The organism is Paraburkholderia sp. MM5477-R1, assembly GCF_050436385.1.
In the GTDB taxonomy this organism is placed as follows: Bacteria; Pseudomonadota; Gammaproteobacteria; order Burkholderiales; family Burkholderiaceae; genus Paraburkholderia; species Paraburkholderia tuberum.
The window spans coordinates 590,676-610,023 of the sequence record NZ_JBNDMC010000006.1; the positions used below are offsets into that span (position 1 = coordinate 590,676).

Sequence of the window (19,348 nt, forward strand, 5' to 3'; positions counted from 1 at the left end):
ATCGAAACGGCACATGTAACTGGATACGACAGGTTTTCTATCGACCCGCGTGGCGTCGGTCGCATGCGACACGGTCCAGCGGCAACGGCGGTGCTTCGCACAAATGGCTAGCCTTGCGCGTGTGATTCTCGACTTCCAGAGCGGCGAGCTATCGCGTGACGAGTTCGTCGCGCAGCTCGACAGCGCGTTGGCGACCGAGCAACTCGGTCCGACGCGGCTGCTGGAGACGCTGTACGCCGCGCATCATCGGTCGCCGTTGCCCGACGATCTCTACCTGGAAGTGCGGCGGCGCATCGAGCTGCTGCGCGTGTCGAACGTCGCGGCGGGTGGCGAGGAAACCGGCATCCAGACCTCGGTCGATCTACCGTCGCTGCGTTCGTCGAGCGCTGCGAGTGCGGGCGCCGCGAGTACTGCCGGCAGCGCCGCGCACGAGACCATCAAAGGCATCGGCGATACCCTGAACAACCGCTTCGTGCTCGAGGAGTGCCTCGGCGTGGGCGGCATGGGCACCGTGTACAAGGCGCTCGATCTGCGCAAGCTCGAAGCGTCGGATCGCAAGCCCTATCTCGCGATCAAGGTGCTGAACGTCCAGTTTCGCGGCAATCCGAATTCGCTGGTCGCGCTGCAGCGCGAGGCGCGCAAGGCGCAGGTACTCGCGCATCGCAACATCATCACCGTCTACGACTTCGACCGCGACGGGCCGATCGTCTATCTGACGATGGAGTACCTGAGCGGCAAACCCCTGAGCCAGCTGCTGCGCACGCCGGGCTATCAGGGCATGCCGGTGCGGGCCGCGCTGCCGATCGTGCGCGGCATGTGCGCGGCGCTCGCGTACGCGCACGAGCGCGGCTTCGTCCATTGCGATTTCAAACCCGCGAACGTGTTTTTGACCACGAATGCCGAAGTGAAAGTGATCGACTTCGGCATCGCGCGCGTATTCCAGCGGCCTGAAGAGGAGAGCGACGCGACGGTGTTCGATCCCGGCAGTCTCGGCGCGTTGACGCCGGCCTATGCGAGCCCGGAGATGATCGAGCATCGCGAGCCGGACCCGCGCGACGATATCTACGCGCTTGGCTGCATCACGTACGAGCTGTTGACGGGACATCATCCGTTCGATCGCCTGTCGGCCACGCAGGCGCGCAATGCCGATTTCAAGCCGCAGCGTCCGGCGAATCTCGATGCGCGACAGTGGCGCGCGTTGCGTGCCGCGTTGTCGTTCGATCGCAATACGCGGATACCGAGCGTCGTGCGCTTTATCGCCGAGTTCGACAATGAAGCGCGCGCGGAGAAGTCCGGGACGCTCGCGTGGGTCGGGCTCGCTGGCCTCGCCGTCGTGTGCGCGGTCACCGTGGGCGTGTTCGCTTTTCGCTCGGGGTCCAGCCGGCAGCAAGCCGCGCAAACCGAGGCGGCGCGATCGCAGGGCGATCAGGTCGATCGGGCGGCTGGGGCGTCCGCTGTCGCGCCTGCAACGAATGTCGCGCAGACAACGCCGGCGCCCGCGCCAAAGCCCGCGTTGACGCTCGCCGCGATCACGCCCACGCTTGCCCAGGTGCCCTGTTCGGCTCTATCGGGCGCGGTGCAGGACCACGCACTGACGGTACGCGGTTTCCTGTCGCAGCGATACGGTGCCGCGCATCTGAAGGAGACGTTGGCGGCGCTGCCTGGCGTCGATACGGTTTCGCTAGACGTGCGGCCGCTCGCCGACGATAAATGCGACTTCGTCAAAACGCTCGCGCCGTTTCTGGTGCGCAACTGGCAGGCGGGGCGCGTGGCGTCGCTGCAGATGCGTCCGCCAAGCGGTTTTCTGACCGAGAACGACTCGCTGGTGGTCGACCTGAAAGCGCCGCCGTTCGATTCCTTTGCGACCGTCGACTACTACCAGCTAGACGGCCACGTCGTGCACATGGTGCCCAGTCGTCAGTGGCCGGACAATCAGATGCAGGCGAACGGCGGTCCGTACACGATCGGCAGCAATGCGGGCGATTGGACCGTATCGAAGCCGTTCGGCTCGGAAATGGTGGTGCTGGTGGTGACGCCGGTGCCGCTGTTCGACAAGCTGCGCCCGGAAAGCGAAGCGCGCGCCGATTATCTGCGCGCGCTCGAGACCCGGCTCAAGCAGATTGGCGGTCAATACGGGCAGGATCACCTGTTGGCGGACTTCGCCCCGATTACGACCAAACCCGCGACGCGATGATCCGTCAGGGAGCCAATCGACACGGCTTTTAGTGCAGATCCTTGACGACGCGAAAACCGTTCTGCGATTGGCGCACGCCCGCGCTGTATTTGAAGCGCGTCGCGCTGAGCATGTAGTCGCCGCCTTCGCGCCATGAGCCGCCGCGAATCGCGCGCATCTCGCAGCCGGGCGAGTCCCACGCGTGGCCATCGACGGGCGCGCCCTGATAGGTGTTGTGCCAACAGTCGGCGGTCCACTCCCAGACGCCGCCGTTCATGTCGTACAGACCCAGCGGATTCGCGGCGAACGTGCCGACGTTTTCCGGGCCTTCCTTGTGCCACGGGTCGCCGCAGTCCTTGCAATTGGCGTTGCCCTTGCGCATCTGCTCGCCCCACCAGTACGCGGTCGTGGTGCCGGCGCGGTCCGCGTATTCCCATTCGGCTTCGGTCGGCAGACGGTACGGTTTGCCGGTCGTTTTGGCGAGCCACTTGACGTACTGCTGCGCGTCGTCCCAACTGAGATCGCGCGCGGGTGCGGTCTTGATGCTATTGCTCTCCGGCGTCAGCTTCTGGCAGGCGCCGGCGGCGACGCACGCATTCCATTGCTCGACCGTCACGGGAAATTTACCGATCGCGAAGGGCGCGCCAATGCTCACGTGATGCACGGGCTTTTCCGACGGATCGTCGGTATTGCTGCCCATTGCGAACGAGCCGGCGGGTACCGCGATCATGACCGGACAGGCCGCGCAGTCGCGGATTTCACCGGCCGTCGGGGGATGGGCGACGGTCTTTTCGGCGAATGGCGCGGCAGCGGGGCGCGGCGGCGGCGCGGCTGCGCTGGCTTGCGTCGCGGGATGCGTGACCTGGGCAGGCGGCGTGGGTGGCGCGACGTGACCCCTCTGCGTCGCGGGCGCGGCTGGCGGTGCGGCCGGCGCGGCACTCACCGCGGGAGTCGATGCCGCCGCGCGCAATCGATCGATACGCGCATGCGCGAGTGTGGCGAAGCGGCCATTCGGATAGGCCTTCAGATAAGCCTCGTAATCGGCTGGGTAGTTGCTGTCCTTGATCGAATCCCAGAACGTGATTTCGTATTGTTCGCCGCTTTCCTTGGGCATGATGCCGCGACTGCGCGGCGTGATGGCGCGACGCTCTGACGTATTCGACGACTCGATAGCGCTTTCGCCACTTGTGGGAATGGATGAACGCGCGACAGAGAGCCACGGTTGCTGCGTTCCGCGTGTAGCGGCGCGTACTTCGGCGCCGACCTGTCGGAACAGCGCGGCGAGCGATCGAGACGATGCGTCGGCGTCGTTGAGCGCTTGCAGCAAGGCATCGGTATAGACGCCATGCCGCGGACCGTCCGCCGCGAAACCGCCCGGTGCGGTTGCATAGGCAATCACGGTGTTGGCAGCGATCCTCGGTTTATCGATCGCAACCGCGGCGGGGGCAAATGGATTGTCGAGGCACGTATCGAGAATCACGAGATTGAGCCGGCCGACACGGGCGGATTGCATCGCATGCAAAACGGTATTCAGATCGACGCCGTTATTCAGTAGCGACACCGGCGCGCGGATGTCGGCTCGCGCATCGAGTCCCGCCGGCAAAAGCAGCGTTTGTGCGCCTACCTGCATGCCGTGTCCGGCGAAATAGAACAGTGCGATATCGCCCATTCGCAATCGTCGTTGAAATTCGTCGATGGCCGCGCGCATTTGCGGCGGCGTAGCATTCGTGCGCGTGATGACTTCGAAGCCATGCGCACGGAGCGCAGCGCCGATCGATTCGGCGTCGCGCGGCGCGTTGGTGCGGATCGGGTTAGCGGCGTCACCGTACTCGCCATTTCCGATCACGAGCGCGACACGCCGAGAATGCGTGTCGTCGCGTGACGAAGCAAAGGGTGAAAGGAGCAAAGCGGTGTCCGCCGGCCGCGCCGGATGACTCGCTACCCGAGCCGGGCTCGGCTCGATGCTTTCATGTTGCGTCGCGGCACCGGCACTGTCCCACTGCGCCTGGATTGCCCCAACCATGCACACCAGCAGGAATCGTCTCCACATCTTTATATCCTGTTTGTACCGGACAGAGTTCAGGCATTCGTGCACCAGGCTCGCGCTGCCTGCGCTCTTTATTAACGATAGCACGCGCTTTGCGTCACAACTGTCCGGGAGTCCTTAACGCGTCATACGGTTAACGAGCATTGCGTATCTTTTTGGCAAGTTACGTCCTAAGCTGATTCACAAAGTCACGTCACACGGTCGTCTTAACTAGGTGGGCTGCCTGCCGGTTTCGACCCGCGACATGCCGCTCGAACACCCGGAAGGTCATCGATAGCCGGGCCCCAGCCATGACTCCTGTTCGGGAGAGTGCGCTATGCGAAGAACCCGTGTTTCCTTTCTTTTCGGCAGTCGTGATCCGGCGCAAGCGCGTCGCGGCGGATTACGCGCGGCGGTGTGCGCGACGCTCGTCGCGGTCTGCCTCGGTATCGGCACTGGCGGCGTTGCGCGCGCCGAGCAGACGCCGTCTCCGCCGGGGGCCGAGGAGTACATCATCTGGCCGTCGGATGGCGCGGTGATTCACGGCGGCAAGCTGTGGGTGCGCATGGGGCTGCGCAATATGGGCGTGTGTCCGAAGGGCGTCGCGTTTCCGAATACCGGCCACCATCATCTTCTGATCGACACGGATTTGCCCGCGCTCGATCAGGAGATTCCATCGGATCGCCAGCACCTGCATTTCGGCGCGGGCGAAACCGACGCGCGCATCGAGTTGCCGCCCGGCAAGCACACGCTGCAGCTGATTCTCGGCGACCACAATCACGTGCCGCACGTACCACCCGTGTATTCGAAGAAGATCACCATCACCGTGCTAAAGAACTAACGCGGTCCGTTCGTTCGAACTGGTCAAGCCGGAACGGAGAGTCCTGATGAAGAAGATCATTGCGGCCGCGGCATTCGTCGCAGCGGCGCTGACGGTATCGACCGCGCCGCAGGGCGCGTGGGCAGCGACGCCGTCGCCGCCCGGCGCCTACGCGTATATCGGCTATCCGAACGATGGCCAGGTGGTGCCCGCCAATAAACCGTTTCGCGTGTGGTTCGGTCTGCGTTTCATGGGGGTCGCGCCGAAAGGCGTGAAGTACCCGAACACCGGCCACCATCATCTTCTGATCGATACCGATCTGCCGCCGATGGATCAGGAGATACCCTCGGATCGCCATCATCTGCATTTCGGCGCGGGCGAAACGGAAACGATGATTTCATTGCCGCCAGGCAAGCATACGCTGCAGCTGTTGATGGGCGACGACATGCATATGCCGCACAACCCGCCGGTGTATTCGAAGAAGATCACGGTGATCGCGCGCTGACTGTCATCGAGCAGCCAACAATGTCGCGCGCGCTGTTGGCTGCGATCCACCATTCACTGGTCTCGCTGTGTCGCTCGTCAGCGTCGGAACAGCGAGTGCGATGTTCCTGGCCTTTGCTACAAGGCGTTCAGGACGCGAATGACGAAAGAAAGACACTCCTGGCATAGCCCATGCATCAGTAGCGCCCGAGCAGACAAGTTGCTCGAACCCCGACGCTCGATGATGCGCTTTCCCATTCCCAGGAGATTTGCCATGAACACGCTGATGATCAAGGATCTGTCCAACACCGAACAACTCGACAGCAAGGCGATGAGCGCCGTGCGCGGTGGCAACGGCTACTATTCGATGCCGTCGTACCTCAGCTACGCACCCGTCTATGCGCCGACCAGCATCAAGAACGTCTCCACGACGCAGATGATCAACACGGAAATGAACATCCAGAGCGCGAACGGCAACGACTCGGCGCTAGTCAGCGGTACGGCCACCTACATCCAACCGACCATTTACTCGAGCAACGTCAACAACGGGTAGTGAGCGGCGCACACGCGGCCCGAGCGGCCGCGTGTGCGTGCCCCAACAGGCGCGTCGCTCAAAAAGACCGCTAATCCAATCGTCCTTTCCACGCATCCTTCGCGTATCCGCCGCTCCCCGCATCGACTTTTCCGCCGCTTCATTGCCGAAGCCGCGCGGAAGCGGCTCGGGCTGAAAAACCGGGCATCTCGCGCGAAACAGGCGGGTGCAACTGGAGACCACCGTGTCAGCACTGCCAGAATCATCGTTCGATTCGTCGTGTGATTCGCTGGACCTTCGGCGGGTTCCTGCTGAAGCCAGGACGCCTCGCCGCATAGCCCGTGTGCTAAGCGGGATCTGCGCGGCAACGCTGTGCGCTTTGGCAGTGAGCGCGTGCGTCGACGTCAGCATGCCGGCTTATCAACGCCCGGACACGCCGGCCAAGACATCGTGGTCGGATCGCAATGGCGCGCCGGTATCGGCCGCGGAGACGATCGAGCGCGACTGGTGGAAGGGCTTCCAGGACCCGTACCTCGATACGCTGATCGACAAGGCGATCGACGGCAACTTCGATATCCGGGTGCTGGCCGCGCGTATCGAAGTCGCGCACACGCAGATCAGCGAGACAGGCGCGGCCGCGTTGCCGACGGCGGACCTCGGCGCCGGCGCCGACTATACGAAGACGACTGGCCAGCCTTTGACGAAGACGTACAACCTCGCGCTGCAGGTGAACTGGGACATCGACATCTGGGGCAAGGTCGAAAAAGGCGTGCAGGCGCAAAAGGCCGAATTCCACGCGAGCGAGGCGGATTGGCGCGCGGGGTATCTCGAACTCGTCGCGAATGTGGCCAGTACCTATTTCCAGATCCTGCAATTCGACGACCAGATCGCACAGCAGCAAAAGACCATCGCCACGAACAAGCAAATCCTGGCGATCTACGAAGGCCAGGCGCGCAATGGGCTCGTGCCGCAAACGCAGGTATTGCGCCAGCAGGCGGAGATCAACCGGCTCACCAACGATCTCTATGATCTGCGCCGATCGCGGGCGGTCTCCGACAACGCGCTATGCACGTTGCTCGGCGTGCCGGCCGGCGAATTCCATGTGCCGCAGGGCCATTTACAGGAGCGCGTGAAATTGCCGGGCGTGCCCGATGGTTTGCCCGCGCAATTGCTGTCGCGCCGCCCCGACGTGGTGGCGGCCGAATTCAGGGTGCTCGAGGCCTATGACCTCGTCGGTCAGTCGAAGCTCGCGCAATTGCCGAGCATCGGCCTCACCGCGCAAGGCGGCACGGCAAGTTACGCGCTTAACCAGCTGCTGAAGTCGTTCACGTTCGGCCTGATGCCGAGCATCAATTTTCCGCTGTTCGATCCGGGCGTGCGCGCACATGTGAAGGTGACCGAGGCGCAATCGAAAGTCGCCGAGCAGCAATATCGCGTGGCCGTGATGGGCGCATTCGAGGAAGTGGAGAACGCGCTCGTCAATCTGAGTGCGCATAAGGCGCAGCACGCGGAATTGCTGCAGCAGGTGTCGCGCCTGCAGATCGTCGCTGATCAGATCCAGTCGCAACTGCGCCTTGGCGTCGTGTCGCAGCTCGAAGTATTCGAAGACGAGCGGACCTTGCTGGAGGCGCAACAGGCGTTGCTGGAAAACCACCAATTGATTCTGTCCGACACGGTAACGCTTTATAAGGCGCTCGGCGGCGGATGGCCCGGTGTCGACGTGCAGGCGCAGGTCAAAGAGAAGTAACGAAACATTGAGCTAATCCACGAGTTGGCGTACCGCGCGGGTATTTCGTCGGCTGACGGCTTATCCGCGGTCTTCTCATCCGGCGATATCCAAATTGACACTCTCGATGCGTGACTTACAATCCTTTAGGGGTCAGCGTTTGCGTGGCTCTTCACGACAATATCGTTGCGCCGTTGTTCTTCGTCCAGTTCGCCCCGCGTTCCCGCCGCGGCAGGTAAACGCTTAGCGATCCAGATAAAATGGCCACCGGCGAAGCTCCGATTGCTGAAATGCGCGTGACAGTGGACGCTGCCTTCGACGTGGTGTTGTCACCGGTTGCCTGCGCGCAGCGCCCCGCGCTCGACGCCATTCGCATCGTCGACAACCTGTTCGCCATCGGCCGCAGCGAAGCGCCGTTCAGCGACTATCCCGCACCATGGACCGCCGCTCTCTCGCGCCGACATGCGCGCGTTTTCATCGAGCATGGCGCGATTTATGTTGCCGATCTCGGCAGCAAGAACGGCACGACGGTCAACGGCATCGCGGTGCGACAAACCCCCGCGCGTGTACGCGCCGGCGATGAACTCTGCTTTGGCGGTGAACTGCGCTATCGGGTCGGCATCGAGCCGCGCGCGCGCGTGGTCACGGGTGGAAGCGCTTCTCCCCTCATTCATCTATTGCTGGTGCCGCAGCGCGATGACCTGGGTCTGCAACCGGTCGACGTGCTGGCTTTTCCATTTCTGATCAGTAAAACGGACGAGGTTTTCTCGCGCTACAAAGACCGGTATCCGCATCAGGTCAATTACATTTCCCGGCGCCATGCGCACCTGTTTCTGAAGGGCGGCGAGCTCTATGTCGAGGATCTCGGCAGCACCAACGGCACGTTCGTGAATGGACAGCGGATCGGCGAATCGGCGCTCGCACTGGCGGAGGGCGACGTCGTTGCATTTGGCGGCGACCACTTCGTCTACAGGGTGTCGCTACAGAACTCCGCCGACGTCGAACCCACCGTGACCCAGCTCTCTCTTCAGCCCGCTGTCGACAGTGCCGCCGATGCTGACAAGACGACCTTCGTCGGCGCTGCGCATTCGTTTCTCGACATCTTTTGCGTCGATCCGGCGCTGCAACGCGAAGACGAAGTGAATGAAGCGGCGCAGCCGGGCTCCGCGCGCGCGAAGCGTGACGGAGTAGGGACGGCAAATGGCGCGCAGGGCGCCAAAGGTGCTCAGGCGGGGCATCCCGCCGATACGAGAGACGGCGCGAACGAAAGAAGCGGCAAAGCTAACAGCGCGGCAAGAGGTAAGCCGCGTCGCTGGAAGATGGTCGCCGGCGAACTCCACAAGGCGTTAGCGGACGGCGAGCGCACCAATGTGCGGCGCGCGGCGGCATGGGGCGGAGCGGCTATCGCGATCGTGGTTGCACTTGGCGTGGGCCTTTATCTGCACGGTTCATCGGAACGGGAGTTGAAGAGCCTGCTCGCGAGCGGCGATTACTCGAGCGCTCTCACGATGGCGCGCGGCTATCTGGCCACGCATCCGGCGGACACGAAAATCAGCGCGCTCGCGAGCGAGGCGTTGTTGAAAGCGAACTTGCCGGGCTGGATCGAAGCCGTGCAAAAAGCGCAGTTCGACCAGGCCGACAGGCTGCTGAAGAACATGAGGGCATTGAGCGGAAATGACGCCGATGCCGCGTCGCTGGTCGGCGAATTGCAATGGGTCGGCGATCTCGAACGCTTCGTCGCGGCGCGTGGCGGCGTCGACGCGCCGATCCGCATGTATACGGACGAAGCGACGATCAACGGTCTGCTGCACCGCTGGGACGACGACGCGGCGAGTCACCAGCGCGCGCTCGATCGGATTGCGAGTTACGTGCCGGTCTTCGCGGAGCCCTACGCACACACGCTCAGCCATCTGCGCAAGCTCGAAAGCGACGATTCGGTGTACGTCGCCGCGATCGATCGGCTCAATGGCGTAATTCATACCGAACTTTCGCGCGACAAACCCGACGCGCTGCCGCCGGTACTCGACGATTACGCGCAGCGTTATCCGCGGCTCGCGGGGCTCGATAGAGTGCGCGACGATTTGCGCCAATACACCGGGTTGCTGAATGCCGCGTTGAGCCGTCAATTGACGTCATTGCTGGCGATGATGAAAACGGTGCGCTTTAGCACGCCGCCTTTTCAGGCGCAATTCCAGCAGCTTGCGTCTACACGCTTGCCGTCGGCGGACATCGTTCAACGGCAGGACGCGGTCGATGCCGCGTGGCAGCGCGGCGACGCGCAGCAGGCGCTGAACGATTTGCAGTCGATGCCGGCGAGCCCGTGGTCCGATGTGCTCTCGGCCGAAGCGACGCACAAGCAGGCGTTGTCCGATCAATACAACGATCTGCGGAAAACGCGTGACGGGAAAGATTACGACCAGCGTCTGCTGTCGTTCTACGCGAGCCTCGATCCGCGGATAGACGCATGGTTCGTGCAGGCGATCCAGAAAGACGTGGCCGCATTGCATGACAAGGCACTCGCGCATGCGCAAGATCTGCTGGTGCGCGCGCAAAGCCTGTGGAAAGAGTACCGCGCGAACGGCCCGATCGGCGGCACGCAGCGGCTCGAAGCCGGCATCTCGCCGGGCTTTCGCAACGAGGCGCGTCTGCTGAGCGAGGCGCAGACGGCGGCACGCCAGGGCATGCGCATCTATACGCAGCTGAAGGCCGATCATCCCGCCGACTTCGATCGCCTGCTCGCGGATATCGAAGCCGAAGCGAGTTTGCAGCGCCGCTCGTTGACCGAGTTGCGCATGGTGCTGGACCCTGGGCTGCTGAAAGCGAAGCTCGCATTGATTGGAGGCGATCAGAGTGAAACGCGATCCTCACCCTAGACCGTTGTCGGAGGCGCTCGAAGATCATAGCGTCGAAGGCATTGCGATTCTGACGTCCGAGCCGGTGCGGCTTGCGCGCGCGCTGATCTGGGCGATGGTCGCGCTCGTCGTGTCGGGTTTGCTGTGGTCGTTCGTCGGCCGCGCGGATGTGATCGTCAGCGCGCCCGGCACGTTGGCGCCGGAGTCGGAGGTGCGGCGCATCTATACGCCGATCGACGGCGAACTCGCGGATCTGTATATCGCCGAGGGGCAGCCGGTGTCGAAAGGCGACGTGCTCGCGCGGCTCAATGCGCGCGGCGCGATCGAGGCAGCGAGCAACGCGTTACAGGCACAAGTGAAGCTCGAAGACGCCGAACGCGAATGGAAGCAGTTCCCGGAGAAGAAGGCGTTGATGGAACGCAAGGCCACGTCGTTGAAGGCGCAACTCGAAGTCGAGGAGCGCTTGCACGAGAATCGCGTTTCAGAAGGCACGACGAAGCTTGCCGAAGGGCAGAAGGCCGAACTCGACGAAGCGCGCAGCTCGCTCGACAACGCGCGCCGCACGCGCGAAGCGGCGAATCAGGAACTCGATCGCTATTCGCGGCTGTTCGCGCAGCCGGGCGGCGGTGGCATTGCCGAATTACAGGTCGAGCAGAAACGCACGGCCGCGCTCGAAGCGGATAACGCTTACCGTGTCGCGCAGTCGAAGCTGGCCGAGCTCGACTTTCGTCTGAGCCATGAATACGCGCAGGCCAATGCGCAACTCGCGACGAGCGGCCAGCAAAGCACCGATCTGCAACTGCAATACGATCAGGCGGTGCGCGACATCACCGATGCGGAAGACAAACTGCGCGTGCAACTGCAAAGCGCGCGCCTCGAAGCCGATGCCGCCGCGCGGGTGCGTTTCGAGAACATCGATAAAGACAATTTTTTGCTGATTCTCGCGCCGGTTTCAGGCGTGATCACCGACGTCACGTCGACGCAGCGCGGCGACAAGATTCAGGCGAACGCACCGCTCGGCGGCATTGCGCCAAAAGACGCGCGGCCCGTGCTGAAGATCGAAATCTCCGAACACGACCGCGCCTTTCTGCACGTCGGCCTGCCTGTCAAATTGAAGTTCAACGCGTTTCCTTACCAGCGCTACGGGTTGATCAGCGGCACGCTCGCCTATATCTCGCCGGCCACGAAGCCATCCGCGCAGGACAAGCAACCGGTCTACGAAGGCCGTGTCACGCTGGACAAGGACTACTACCAGGTGGCCGGCACGCGTTATCCGCTGCGTTACGGCATGACCGCCAATGCGGAAATCGTCGTGCGCGAGCGGCGCCTGATCGACCTCGGTCTCGATCCGTTCAGAGAGGTGGCGGGTTGAGCGCGCGAATCAAAACATCCACGAAAGGAGCCGGGCAAATGACCGCGATAGTGCGTATCGATGACGAAGTCGTGGACGTGGACGAGTTCATTCGTCTTCTGAAACTGACCGGCCAGTTCGAGAGCCTGGTCGAGCAGATCGTGCGCGACAAGCTTACCGTCCATGCGGCGAAGAAGCAGGGCGTCGCCGTCAGCGCCGACGAAATCCAGCAGCGCGCGGACCAGTTTCGCCGCGTGCGCGGGCTGCATCGCGCGGCGGACATGAATCATTATCTCGACGCGCTGCGCGTGAGCCTCGACGAATTCGAGGCGTTCATTACCGACGGGCTTTATCAGGAGAAGATGCTCGACGACATCGGTAACGACGCGGCGATCCATGATTACTTCGCGCTGAATTCACCGAAGTTCGACGCGATCGAAGTCAGCCATATCGTGCTCGATAGCGAAGGTAAGGCGAAGGAAATGATCTCGTACCTGCACGACGATCCCGACGCCTTCGGCGAGATGGCGCGCGAGCATTCGATTGCCGATACGCGCGAGTCGGGCGGCGTGATCGGCAAGGTACTGCGCGGTTCGCTGAAGCCCGATATCGAGGCGAAGATCTTCAATGCGGCGGTCGGCGATCTGCTTGGGCCGTTTCCGTCGGCCGACCGTTCGTGTTTCGAGATCTTCGCGGTCACGGCCAAATATCCGGCCACGCTCGATGCCGACGTGGCCACCGAAATCCGCCGTTTGCTGCGCGAGAGCTGGCTCATTGCCCGCGCCCAGGAACACGTGATCGAAGCGCGCTAGTGCCCGACTAGCGCCCGATAAAGCGAGGCTCACCGATACATGGACGCCCTCCAGACCGCGCCATCCGCGCCTTCCACCGCCGAATTTCTCGCTTCGGTGGAGATCCTGTCGCCGTTCTCGCGCGACGAAATCGAGCGGCTTGCCGAGTACGCGCAGGCAAAGTTCTATCCGTTTGGCGAAACGGTGTGCTCGGCCGGTGACGTCGCCGAAGGTCTCTATGTGATCCGCTCGGGCACGGTACGTATCTTCTCCGAGGAGCACGGCAAGGAAACCAGCATGGGCGTGCGCAAGTCGGGCGAGATCTTTGCCGACATTGCGATGTTGCGCTCGTACGTTCACGAAGCGTCGGTACGTTCGTCGGGCAAGACCGAAGTGCTGTTCATTCCGCGCAGCGCGATCGAACCGGTGATGGCGGGCAACGCCGCCGCGTTGGCGTTCGTCGCCAGCTATGTGGCGATCAATTCGGCCGGGGGCTTCGTCGCTCAATTGTTCGATCTGCGCGGCAAGCTGAACAAGGCGGAACTCGAAGAGTACGTGCGCAGCGTCGGCGCAAAACGGGTCGCTGCCGGCAAGGAGATTCTGAAACAGGACGGCCGCGACGACAGGCGGCTTTATGTGGTGCGGCAAGGCCAGGTGCGCATCGTGCGGCAGGAGGAGGGCCACGACTATACGCTCGCGACGCTCGGCAAAGGGGAGATATTCGGCGAGAAGGCGTGCCTGATGCGCCAGGAACAGATGGCATCGGTCGTTGCAACCACCGACACGCGGCTGCTGGTCATCCCCGAGCGCACCGTTCATTTCATTCTCGAGCGCAATCCGAAACTGCGAGAAGTGCTCGACGAGCGCATCCGCTATGGCGACCGCGAATTACAGCGGCAAAAGCGGCTCGAACAGCGGCGCAAGCTGCCGTTGATGCTCGACCTGCAGAGCAAACCGGAACTCGGCGAGAAGATCATCCGGCGTTTCGCGCTCGTCGAGCAGGCCGAGGAGATGGATTGCGGCGCCGCGTGTCTCGCGATGATCTGCCGCCATTACGGCATTCCGATGACGCTCGGCAAATTGCGCGAACTCGCGAACGTGACGACGCAGGGTGCGACGCTCGACAGCCTCGCGCGCGCGGGCGAGTCGCTCGGTTTCACGACGCGCGGCGTGCAATGCACGTTCGATTCGCTGCGCGGCTTCGATCTGCCGTTCATCGTGCATTGGGAGGGTTATCACTATGTGGTCGTGTACGGGCTGTCGAAAGACTATGTCTGGGTGGCGGACCCGGCACTCGGTTTCAGAAAGCTGAGCGTCGAAGATTTCGAACGCGGGTGGAGCGGCACCTGCCTATTGTTTACCGGCGGATCGCAGCTGCTGCAGATGTCGGCCGAGCGCTCGCCGTGGATTCGCTTTGTCGGCTACCTGAAGCCGTACCGCAAGATACTCGGCTATCTGTTTCTGGCGACCTTCGTGATTCAGGTTCTCGGCGTGATTCCACCGCTAATCATTCAGAACATTCTGGACGGCGTGATCGTGCATCAGAACGTCAGTCTGCTGCATATGCTGATCGGCGGGCTCATCATCTCCAATGTCTTCACGCAGCTGATGTCGACGATTCGCGCGTATCTGGCGAACTTCATGGTTCGCAACATGGACTTCGCGATGATGTCGCAGTTCTTCAAGCATACGTTGTCGCTGCCGTTCTCGTTCTTCGCGAAGCGCAAGACCGGCGATATCTTCGCGCGCTTTCAGGAAAACCAGACGATCCGCGCGTTCCTGACCGAATCCACCGTGACGACCGCGCTGAATCTGCTGATGATCTTCATCTACTTCACGATCATGTTCGTGTACAACGTGAAGATGACGCTGGTGTTGATCGCGTTCGTCATTCCGATCATGGGACTCACGGTGATCGCGACGCCGAAGATCAAGGGCTACGCACGCGAGGTCTTCACGGCATCGACCGAGGCGAAGTCGTTCCTGATGGAAGCTCTGTCCGGCGTCGAGACCGTCAAGGGCATGGGCATCGAGCGGCCGGTACGGTTGCGCTGGGAGAAGAAATACGCAAAGGCGCTCGAATTGCAGTATCGCGCTCACGCATTCAATATTCTGGTCGGCTTTGGCAGTCAATTACTGAATGCGGCAACGACGATTGCGATTCTTTGGGTCGGCGCGAATCTGGTACTCGCGCGTGAATTGACGATCGGTCAGCTGATCGCGTTCAATGCATTCATGGGCAGCGTATTGAGTCCGCTGATGGGTCTCGTCGGCTTGTGGAGCATGCTCAACGATGCGGGTGTCGCGATGGAACGGCTCGGCGATGTGCTCGATATCGAGCCCGAACAGAAGCCGCAGGATTTGCCCTCGCGCGTGATGCTGCCGGAGCTGCAAGGCGAGATCAGCCTGCAAGGCGTGTACTTCCGCTATGGCGAAGAGGATTCCGCTTATGTGCTGGAGAACATCAGCTTCGATATCAAGCCGGGTGAACTGGTCGCGATCGTCGGGCGCAGCGGGTCGGGAAAAACCACGCTCGCGAAGCTGCTGGTTGGCTTCTATCAGCCGAGCGAAGGGAAAATAACGATCGACGGCTATGACTCCGGCGTGATCGACAAGACTTATTTCCGCGCGCAAATCGGCTACGTGATGCAAAGCAATCTGCTGTTCTCGGGCACGATCGCCGAGAACATCGCAAGCGGCGACGACGCGCCGGAGCGCCGCCGCATCGAGGAAGTCGCGAAAATGGCCGACGCGCATGGCTTCATCAGCAAGATGCCGCTCGGTTATGAGCAGATCGTCGGCGAGCGCGGCATCGGTTTGTCGGGCGGTCAAATCCAGCGGCTTTGCATTGCGCGTGCGCTGTATCACGATCCGCGTCTGCTCGTGTTCGACGAGGCGACGTCGGCGCTCGACTCGCAATCGGAAAGCAATATTCTCGGCAATATGCACGACATCCTGAAGGGCCGCACGGCGGTGATCATCGCGCATCGGCTCAGCACGATCATGCGCGCGGACAAGATTCTCGTGCTGTATGAAGGCGCGATCGTCGAACAGGGCCGTCACGAGGAGCTGATCCAGCGCGGCGGCATGTACTATCAGCTCGTGCAGAAACAGTTGAGTGCATCATGATGAAGATACTCGACCAGATTGAAGAGGCGAGTCCCGCGATATCGTATGCGGGACTGATCGAGCGGATCGAGATCCTGCGCTCCACGTTGCGCTGGTCGTCGCGGCTCGAACGCGCCGATATCGACAAGCTGCTGAGGCAGGCCACGTCGTTGCGCGACGAAGTGATGCAGCTTTCGCACAAGGAGCGCTTCGTGCAGGCGGCCACCGCGGGCGAGCCGCAGACGAGCGCGGAGCAATCGCGCGGTGCGCGCCGCAAGGCACTACTCGAACGCAGCTTCATTTTCGAGGGCACGTTCGGCGACAACCCGCGTTTGCTCGAATCGCTCGAAATCGCGGAAAAAGCGGCGCCAACCGATTTGCCGGTGTTGATCGATGGAGAAAGCGGCACCGGCAAGGAGTTGATGGCGAAAGTGATTCACGCGAACGGCGCGCGTGCGGACAAGCCGTTCGTTTCGGTGAACTGCGGCGCGATTCCGGAAAATCTGCTCGAATCCGAACTTTTCGGGCATCGCAAGGGCGCATTCACCGGCGCGTCGAGCGACCGCAAGGGAAAATTCGAAAGCGCGCATACGGGCACGATCTTTCTCGACGAAATCGGCGAGTTGCCGCTCGCGGGCCAGGTCAAGCTGCTGCGTGTGCTCGAGGCGCACGAGATTCAACGCGTCGGCTCCGACGAAACGATCGCGGTCGATACGCGCATCGTCGCGGCGACCAATCGCAATCTGCGCAAGCTCAGCGAGGAAGGCCGGTTTCGCGAGGATCTGTTCTACCGGCTCAGCGTGATTCACGTGACGTTGCCGCCGCTGCGCGAACGGCGCGACGAAATTCCGTTGCTGATTGCGTGGTTCGGCGACGAAGCTGCGGGTACCCTGAAACGCAGGCCAGTCAGGTTGACGCCGCGTTTGCGGGACTTTCTATTGAGCTACGCGTATCCGGGCAACATTCGCGAATTGCGCAACGTGATGTATCGCATCTCATGTCTGGCTGCAGACATGGCCGACATCGAGCATTTGCCGCTCGATATGCGACCCGCCGCACCCGGTTCGCCGGCGGCGCAGGCGGAGGGCGGGCAGGCGAGCGGCGAGCAGCCGATCAGCGTCGCGAATCTGATGTCGTTGAGCGACGCGAAGCGGGCGGCCAGCGACGACGCCGAGAAAGCGTTCCTCGAACGCGGACTGCGTGAAGTCAGCGGAACGGTCGCCGAACTGGCGCGGCGCATCGATATGAATCGCTCGCACTTGCAGATGCTGCTGAAAAAGCACGGCCTGCATTCGAAGGATTTCCGCAATCGCAATGCGTCGCCCACGAAGAACGGCGCGAACGAGCGCGACGAGGAAGAAGACGAAGGCTGAGTGAACGACCACTGAACGCTCGGTGAAACGCGCGCCTGAAGATCATCAAGGCGCCGGGTTCAGCAAGGTCTTGTCCGCGGCATTCGGGTCCTGCGCTTCGACGACCACTGCGGTGATGTTGTCGCGCCCGCCGCGCGCGAGCGCGAGGTCGACGAGTTCGCAACTTGCGTTTTCGCGCTCCGCCGTGGTCAGCACGGCGGCGATCTCGTCGTCGCTCAGTTCGTTGCTGAGACCGTCGCTGCACAACAGGAACACGTCGCCGTCGGCGACTTCGATCGCGTCTTCGTCGAGTTCGAGCGAATCCGTTGCCCCGACCGCGCGCGTGATCATGTGCTGCGCGGGATGATGGCGCGCCTCTTCGTCGGTGATGACGCCGAGCGAGCGCAGCTCCTCGACCTGGCTGTGATCGCGCGTCAGTTGCCGCAATTGCCCCGCGCGGTACAGGTAGATGCGGCTGTCGCCGGCCCACACGTAGCCGCAGAAGCGATCGCATGCAAGCAGCACGACCACGGTGCTGCCGATGCGCTGCACCTGGCGGCGCGCGGCTTCGTCGCGCAATTGACGGTTCGCGGTTTGCAGACGCGTGCGTACATCGGCGATCAGCATTCTGAGGCCGTGCGGCGCCGCCAGTTGAGTCAACGCGTCGATCACGGTGCGGCTGGCAACGTCGCCGACCGCGTGACCGCCCATCCCATCGGCGACAGCCCAGCGTCCCGCTTCGGGCTCGTCGAGGCAGGCATCTTCGTTGATTTCGCGGACCCGTCCCGTGTCGGAACGCGCGGACGACGTCCAGCGAAATTGGCTCTCGCATGTCACAACGGCTACACCATATCGTTTCGGTTGCGTGCGTCCGGAGACACGGTGAGGTTCGCGTTCGCGCCGGTGTTGCGTACGTCGACCGACTGGAACTGGTTGATCATCTGGTTAGCATAGAAGTTGTTGGAGACCTCGTACAGATTGACCACCGGCCCAATGCTCGGCGTTTGCGGCACGTACGGCTGAATCCAGCCATAGATCCATGGCGCGCCGCCGCCACCGCGAATCGCCGCCATCGCTTTGCGATCGAGCGCGAGGTTCAGCGAGAGGTCGTTCAATTTGATGCAGGACATGTCGTTCTCCGGTTGGCTGCGTGCGCAATGCACGCGGCTGAATGGACTCTGCACCACACGGTGCAAAGGCCATGCCAATCGGGGGCGGATTCGACGCGAAGCCCGCGGCGCGTTGACTGGCGCGGCTTGCGCGGCTTTACCACGAACGCGGTAGATACGATCGGTCGGCTCGCGGCCAACAAGCCCACGTTCGAACAGGTGTGAGACCCAACACATTCAGCGGGGTCCCACGGGTTCTCCATCCAGTTGAAATCAACCCGCGACACGGCTCGCAAATGAGCGTCGCACACCAACAGAGCAGCGCGATTTCTGTTGGTCCCGTCCTGACATCTACCTCTTCAGAAAACCGCTCGATCGGCCGTCAACCCTGTAAACAGGGGTTTTCCGGCGCCTGGCCCGGATGATGCAAAAGCTGTCGCAACAGTGTTGGAAATGCGAACGAGGCCAGCCATGAACACCCAAACGCTCGATACACGCGACGACGACCCGCAATCCGCAGCCGCTTGCGACACCGCATCATCGACGATCGATCTGCCGATCGGCGCACATCTGGTCACGCAACGCAACGGCTACGAACATCACGGCATCTATGTCGGCAATGGCCGCGTCGTGCACTACTCGGGCTTTGCGGCCTCCGCGCATCCCGGACCGGTCGAGGAAGTCGAACTCGCGCGCTTCGCCGCCGGCCATTCGCTGTCGGTTCGCGCGACGCCGAGCGCGATCTACGTCGGCGCCGATGCGGTGCGCCGCGCGCGCTCCCGCCTCGGCGAGAACCGCTATCGCCTGCTGACCAACAACTGCGAACACTTCTGCGCGTGGTGTCTGCTCGGCGAAAGCCGCAGCGAACAGGTGCATTGCTGCTTGCGCCATCCGAGCACGGGCATGCGCGCACTGCTGTGCCTCGTGAAGGCGTTTGTCGAGAGCGGGGCGAGGAACGAACACCGCGTGGCGCAGCTCGCGCAACTCGCGTGAACGCAGCGCGTCAGGAATGGGACGATTCGAGG

Annotated in this window: 14 protein-coding genes and 1 pseudogene; 11 read left to right on the plus strand and 4 right to left on the minus strand. The window is 62.5% G+C overall.

What is annotated here, in order from left to right; translation table 11 throughout:
- Positions 1–103 precede the first annotated feature (103 nt).
- Positions 104–2,194 carry a protein kinase domain-containing protein gene (locus OKW35_RS21120; protein WP_429553054.1) on the plus strand — a complete coding sequence of 697 codons (2,091 nt, stop codon included), beginning with the start codon at positions 104–106 and terminating at the stop codon, positions 2,192–2,194.
- 28 nt (positions 2,195–2,222) lie between these two features.
- Here OKW35_RS21120 and OKW35_RS21125 read toward each other — a convergent pair whose 3' ends face one another.
- Both OKW35_RS21125 and OKW35_RS21130 read right to left on the minus strand, forming a co-directional pair.
- On the minus strand, positions 2,223–3,287 hold the full coding sequence (locus tag OKW35_RS21125) for a formylglycine-generating enzyme family protein (RefSeq protein ID WP_429553818.1): 1,065 nt from the start codon (positions 3,285–3,287) through the stop codon (positions 2,223–2,225).
- Positions 3,288–3,392: 105 nt separating this feature from the next.
- A pseudogene (locus OKW35_RS21130) lies at positions 3,393–4,223 on the minus strand (caspase family protein); the annotation flags it as partial.
- Positions 4,224–4,536: 313 nt separating this feature from the next.
- Between OKW35_RS21130 and OKW35_RS21135 the strand changes: the two are divergent.
- The 9 genes from OKW35_RS21135 to OKW35_RS21175 all read left to right on the plus strand — a co-directional run bounded on the left by OKW35_RS21135 (position 4,537) and on the right by OKW35_RS21175 (position 17,235).
- Entirely contained in the window at positions 4,537–5,040 is a 504-nt protein-coding gene (locus OKW35_RS21135; RefSeq protein WP_187610602.1) for a DUF4399 domain-containing protein, read from the plus strand.
- A gap of 46 nt (positions 5,041–5,086) precedes the next feature.
- Positions 5,087–5,524, plus strand: coding sequence for a DUF4399 domain-containing protein (locus tag OKW35_RS21140; RefSeq protein WP_090807583.1), 438 nt, complete (start codon positions 5,087–5,089; stop codon positions 5,522–5,524).
- A 252-nt stretch (positions 5,525–5,776) separates the two neighbouring features.
- Complete coding sequence (locus OKW35_RS21145) at positions 5,777–6,055, plus strand: hypothetical protein (protein ID WP_184061603.1); 279 nt, start codon at positions 5,777–5,779, stop codon at positions 6,053–6,055.
- 313 nt (positions 6,056–6,368) lie between these two features.
- On the plus strand, positions 6,369–7,781 hold the full coding sequence (locus tag OKW35_RS21150; RefSeq protein ID WP_429553819.1) for an efflux transporter outer membrane subunit: 1,413 nt from the start codon (positions 6,369–6,371) through the stop codon (positions 7,779–7,781).
- Between the two features lie 239 nt (positions 7,782–8,020).
- Positions 8,021–10,633, plus strand: coding sequence for an FHA domain-containing protein (locus OKW35_RS21155; protein ID WP_429553055.1), 2,613 nt, complete (start codon positions 8,021–8,023; stop codon positions 10,631–10,633).
- A complete protein-coding gene (locus OKW35_RS21160; protein ID WP_429352962.1) occupies positions 10,611–11,984 on the plus strand; it encodes an HlyD family efflux transporter periplasmic adaptor subunit in 1,374 nt (457 codons plus the stop codon). Before OKW35_RS21155 ends, OKW35_RS21160 begins: the two co-directional genes overlap by 23 nt.
- 38 nt (positions 11,985–12,022) lie before the next feature.
- Complete coding sequence (locus tag OKW35_RS21165) at positions 12,023–12,775, plus strand: peptidylprolyl isomerase (RefSeq protein ID WP_429553056.1); 753 nt, start codon at positions 12,023–12,025, stop codon at positions 12,773–12,775.
- A gap of 39 nt (positions 12,776–12,814) precedes the next feature.
- Entirely contained in the window at positions 12,815–15,883 is a 3,069-nt protein-coding gene (locus tag OKW35_RS21170; protein WP_429553057.1) for a peptidase domain-containing ABC transporter, read from the plus strand.
- On the plus strand, positions 15,880–17,235 hold the full coding sequence (locus tag OKW35_RS21175) for a sigma-54 interaction domain-containing protein (RefSeq protein WP_429553058.1): 1,356 nt from the start codon (positions 15,880–15,882) through the stop codon (positions 17,233–17,235). The genes OKW35_RS21170 and OKW35_RS21175 overlap by 4 nt, the downstream gene beginning before the upstream one ends.
- A 45-nt stretch (positions 17,236–17,280) precedes the next feature.
- On the opposite strand, the gene OKW35_RS21180 is transcribed toward OKW35_RS21175, so the two are convergent.
- The gene (locus OKW35_RS21180) at positions 17,281–18,051 is read right to left on the minus strand and encodes a PP2C family protein-serine/threonine phosphatase (protein WP_429352965.1); all 771 of its coding nucleotides are present in this window, start codon (positions 18,049–18,051) and stop codon (positions 17,281–17,283) included.
- Positions 18,052–18,056: 5 nt separating this feature from the next.
- On the minus strand, positions 18,057–18,344 hold the full coding sequence (locus tag OKW35_RS21185; protein ID WP_090807566.1) for a hypothetical protein: 288 nt from the start codon (positions 18,342–18,344) through the stop codon (positions 18,057–18,059).
- A gap of 450 nt (positions 18,345–18,794) precedes the next feature.
- Here OKW35_RS21185 and OKW35_RS21190 point away from each other — a divergent pair, with 450 nt between their 5' ends.
- Positions 18,795–19,316 carry a lecithin retinol acyltransferase family protein gene (locus OKW35_RS21190; protein ID WP_429553059.1) on the plus strand — a complete coding sequence of 174 codons (522 nt, stop codon included), beginning with the start codon at positions 18,795–18,797 and terminating at the stop codon, positions 19,314–19,316.
- Positions 19,317–19,348 lie beyond the last annotated feature (32 nt).

Bases quoted from the DNA above. Each gene is read 5' to 3' on its own strand.
- OKW35_RS21135 (WP_187610602.1), top strand. From the start codon at position 4,537: ATGCGAAGAACCCGTGTTTCCTTTCTTTTCGGCAGTCGTGATCCGGCG.
- OKW35_RS21175 (WP_429553058.1), top strand. From the start codon at position 15,880: ATGATGAAGATACTCGACCAGATTGAAGAGGCGAGTCCCGCGATATCG.
- OKW35_RS21170 (WP_429553057.1), top strand. From the start codon at position 12,815: ATGGACGCCCTCCAGACCGCGCCATCCGCGCCTTCCACCGCCGAATTT.
- OKW35_RS21140 (WP_090807583.1), top strand. From the start codon at position 5,087: ATGAAGAAGATCATTGCGGCCGCGGCATTCGTCGCAGCGGCGCTGACG.
- OKW35_RS21155 (WP_429553055.1), top strand. From the start codon at position 8,021: ATGGCCACCGGCGAAGCTCCGATTGCTGAAATGCGCGTGACAGTGGAC.
- OKW35_RS21125 (WP_429553818.1), bottom strand. From the start codon at position 3,287: ATGCCCAAGGAAAGCGGCGAACAATACGAAATCACGTTCTGGGATTCG.
- OKW35_RS21145 (WP_184061603.1), top strand. From the start codon at position 5,777: ATGAACACGCTGATGATCAAGGATCTGTCCAACACCGAACAACTCGAC.
- OKW35_RS21185 (WP_090807566.1), bottom strand. From the start codon at position 18,344: ATGTCCTGCATCAAATTGAACGACCTCTCGCTGAACCTCGCGCTCGAT.
- OKW35_RS21190 (WP_429553059.1), top strand. From the start codon at position 18,795: ATGAACACCCAAACGCTCGATACACGCGACGACGACCCGCAATCCGCA.
- OKW35_RS21165 (WP_429553056.1), top strand. From the start codon at position 12,023: ATGACCGCGATAGTGCGTATCGATGACGAAGTCGTGGACGTGGACGAG.
- OKW35_RS21120 (WP_429553054.1), top strand. From the start codon at position 104: ATGGCTAGCCTTGCGCGTGTGATTCTCGACTTCCAGAGCGGCGAGCTA.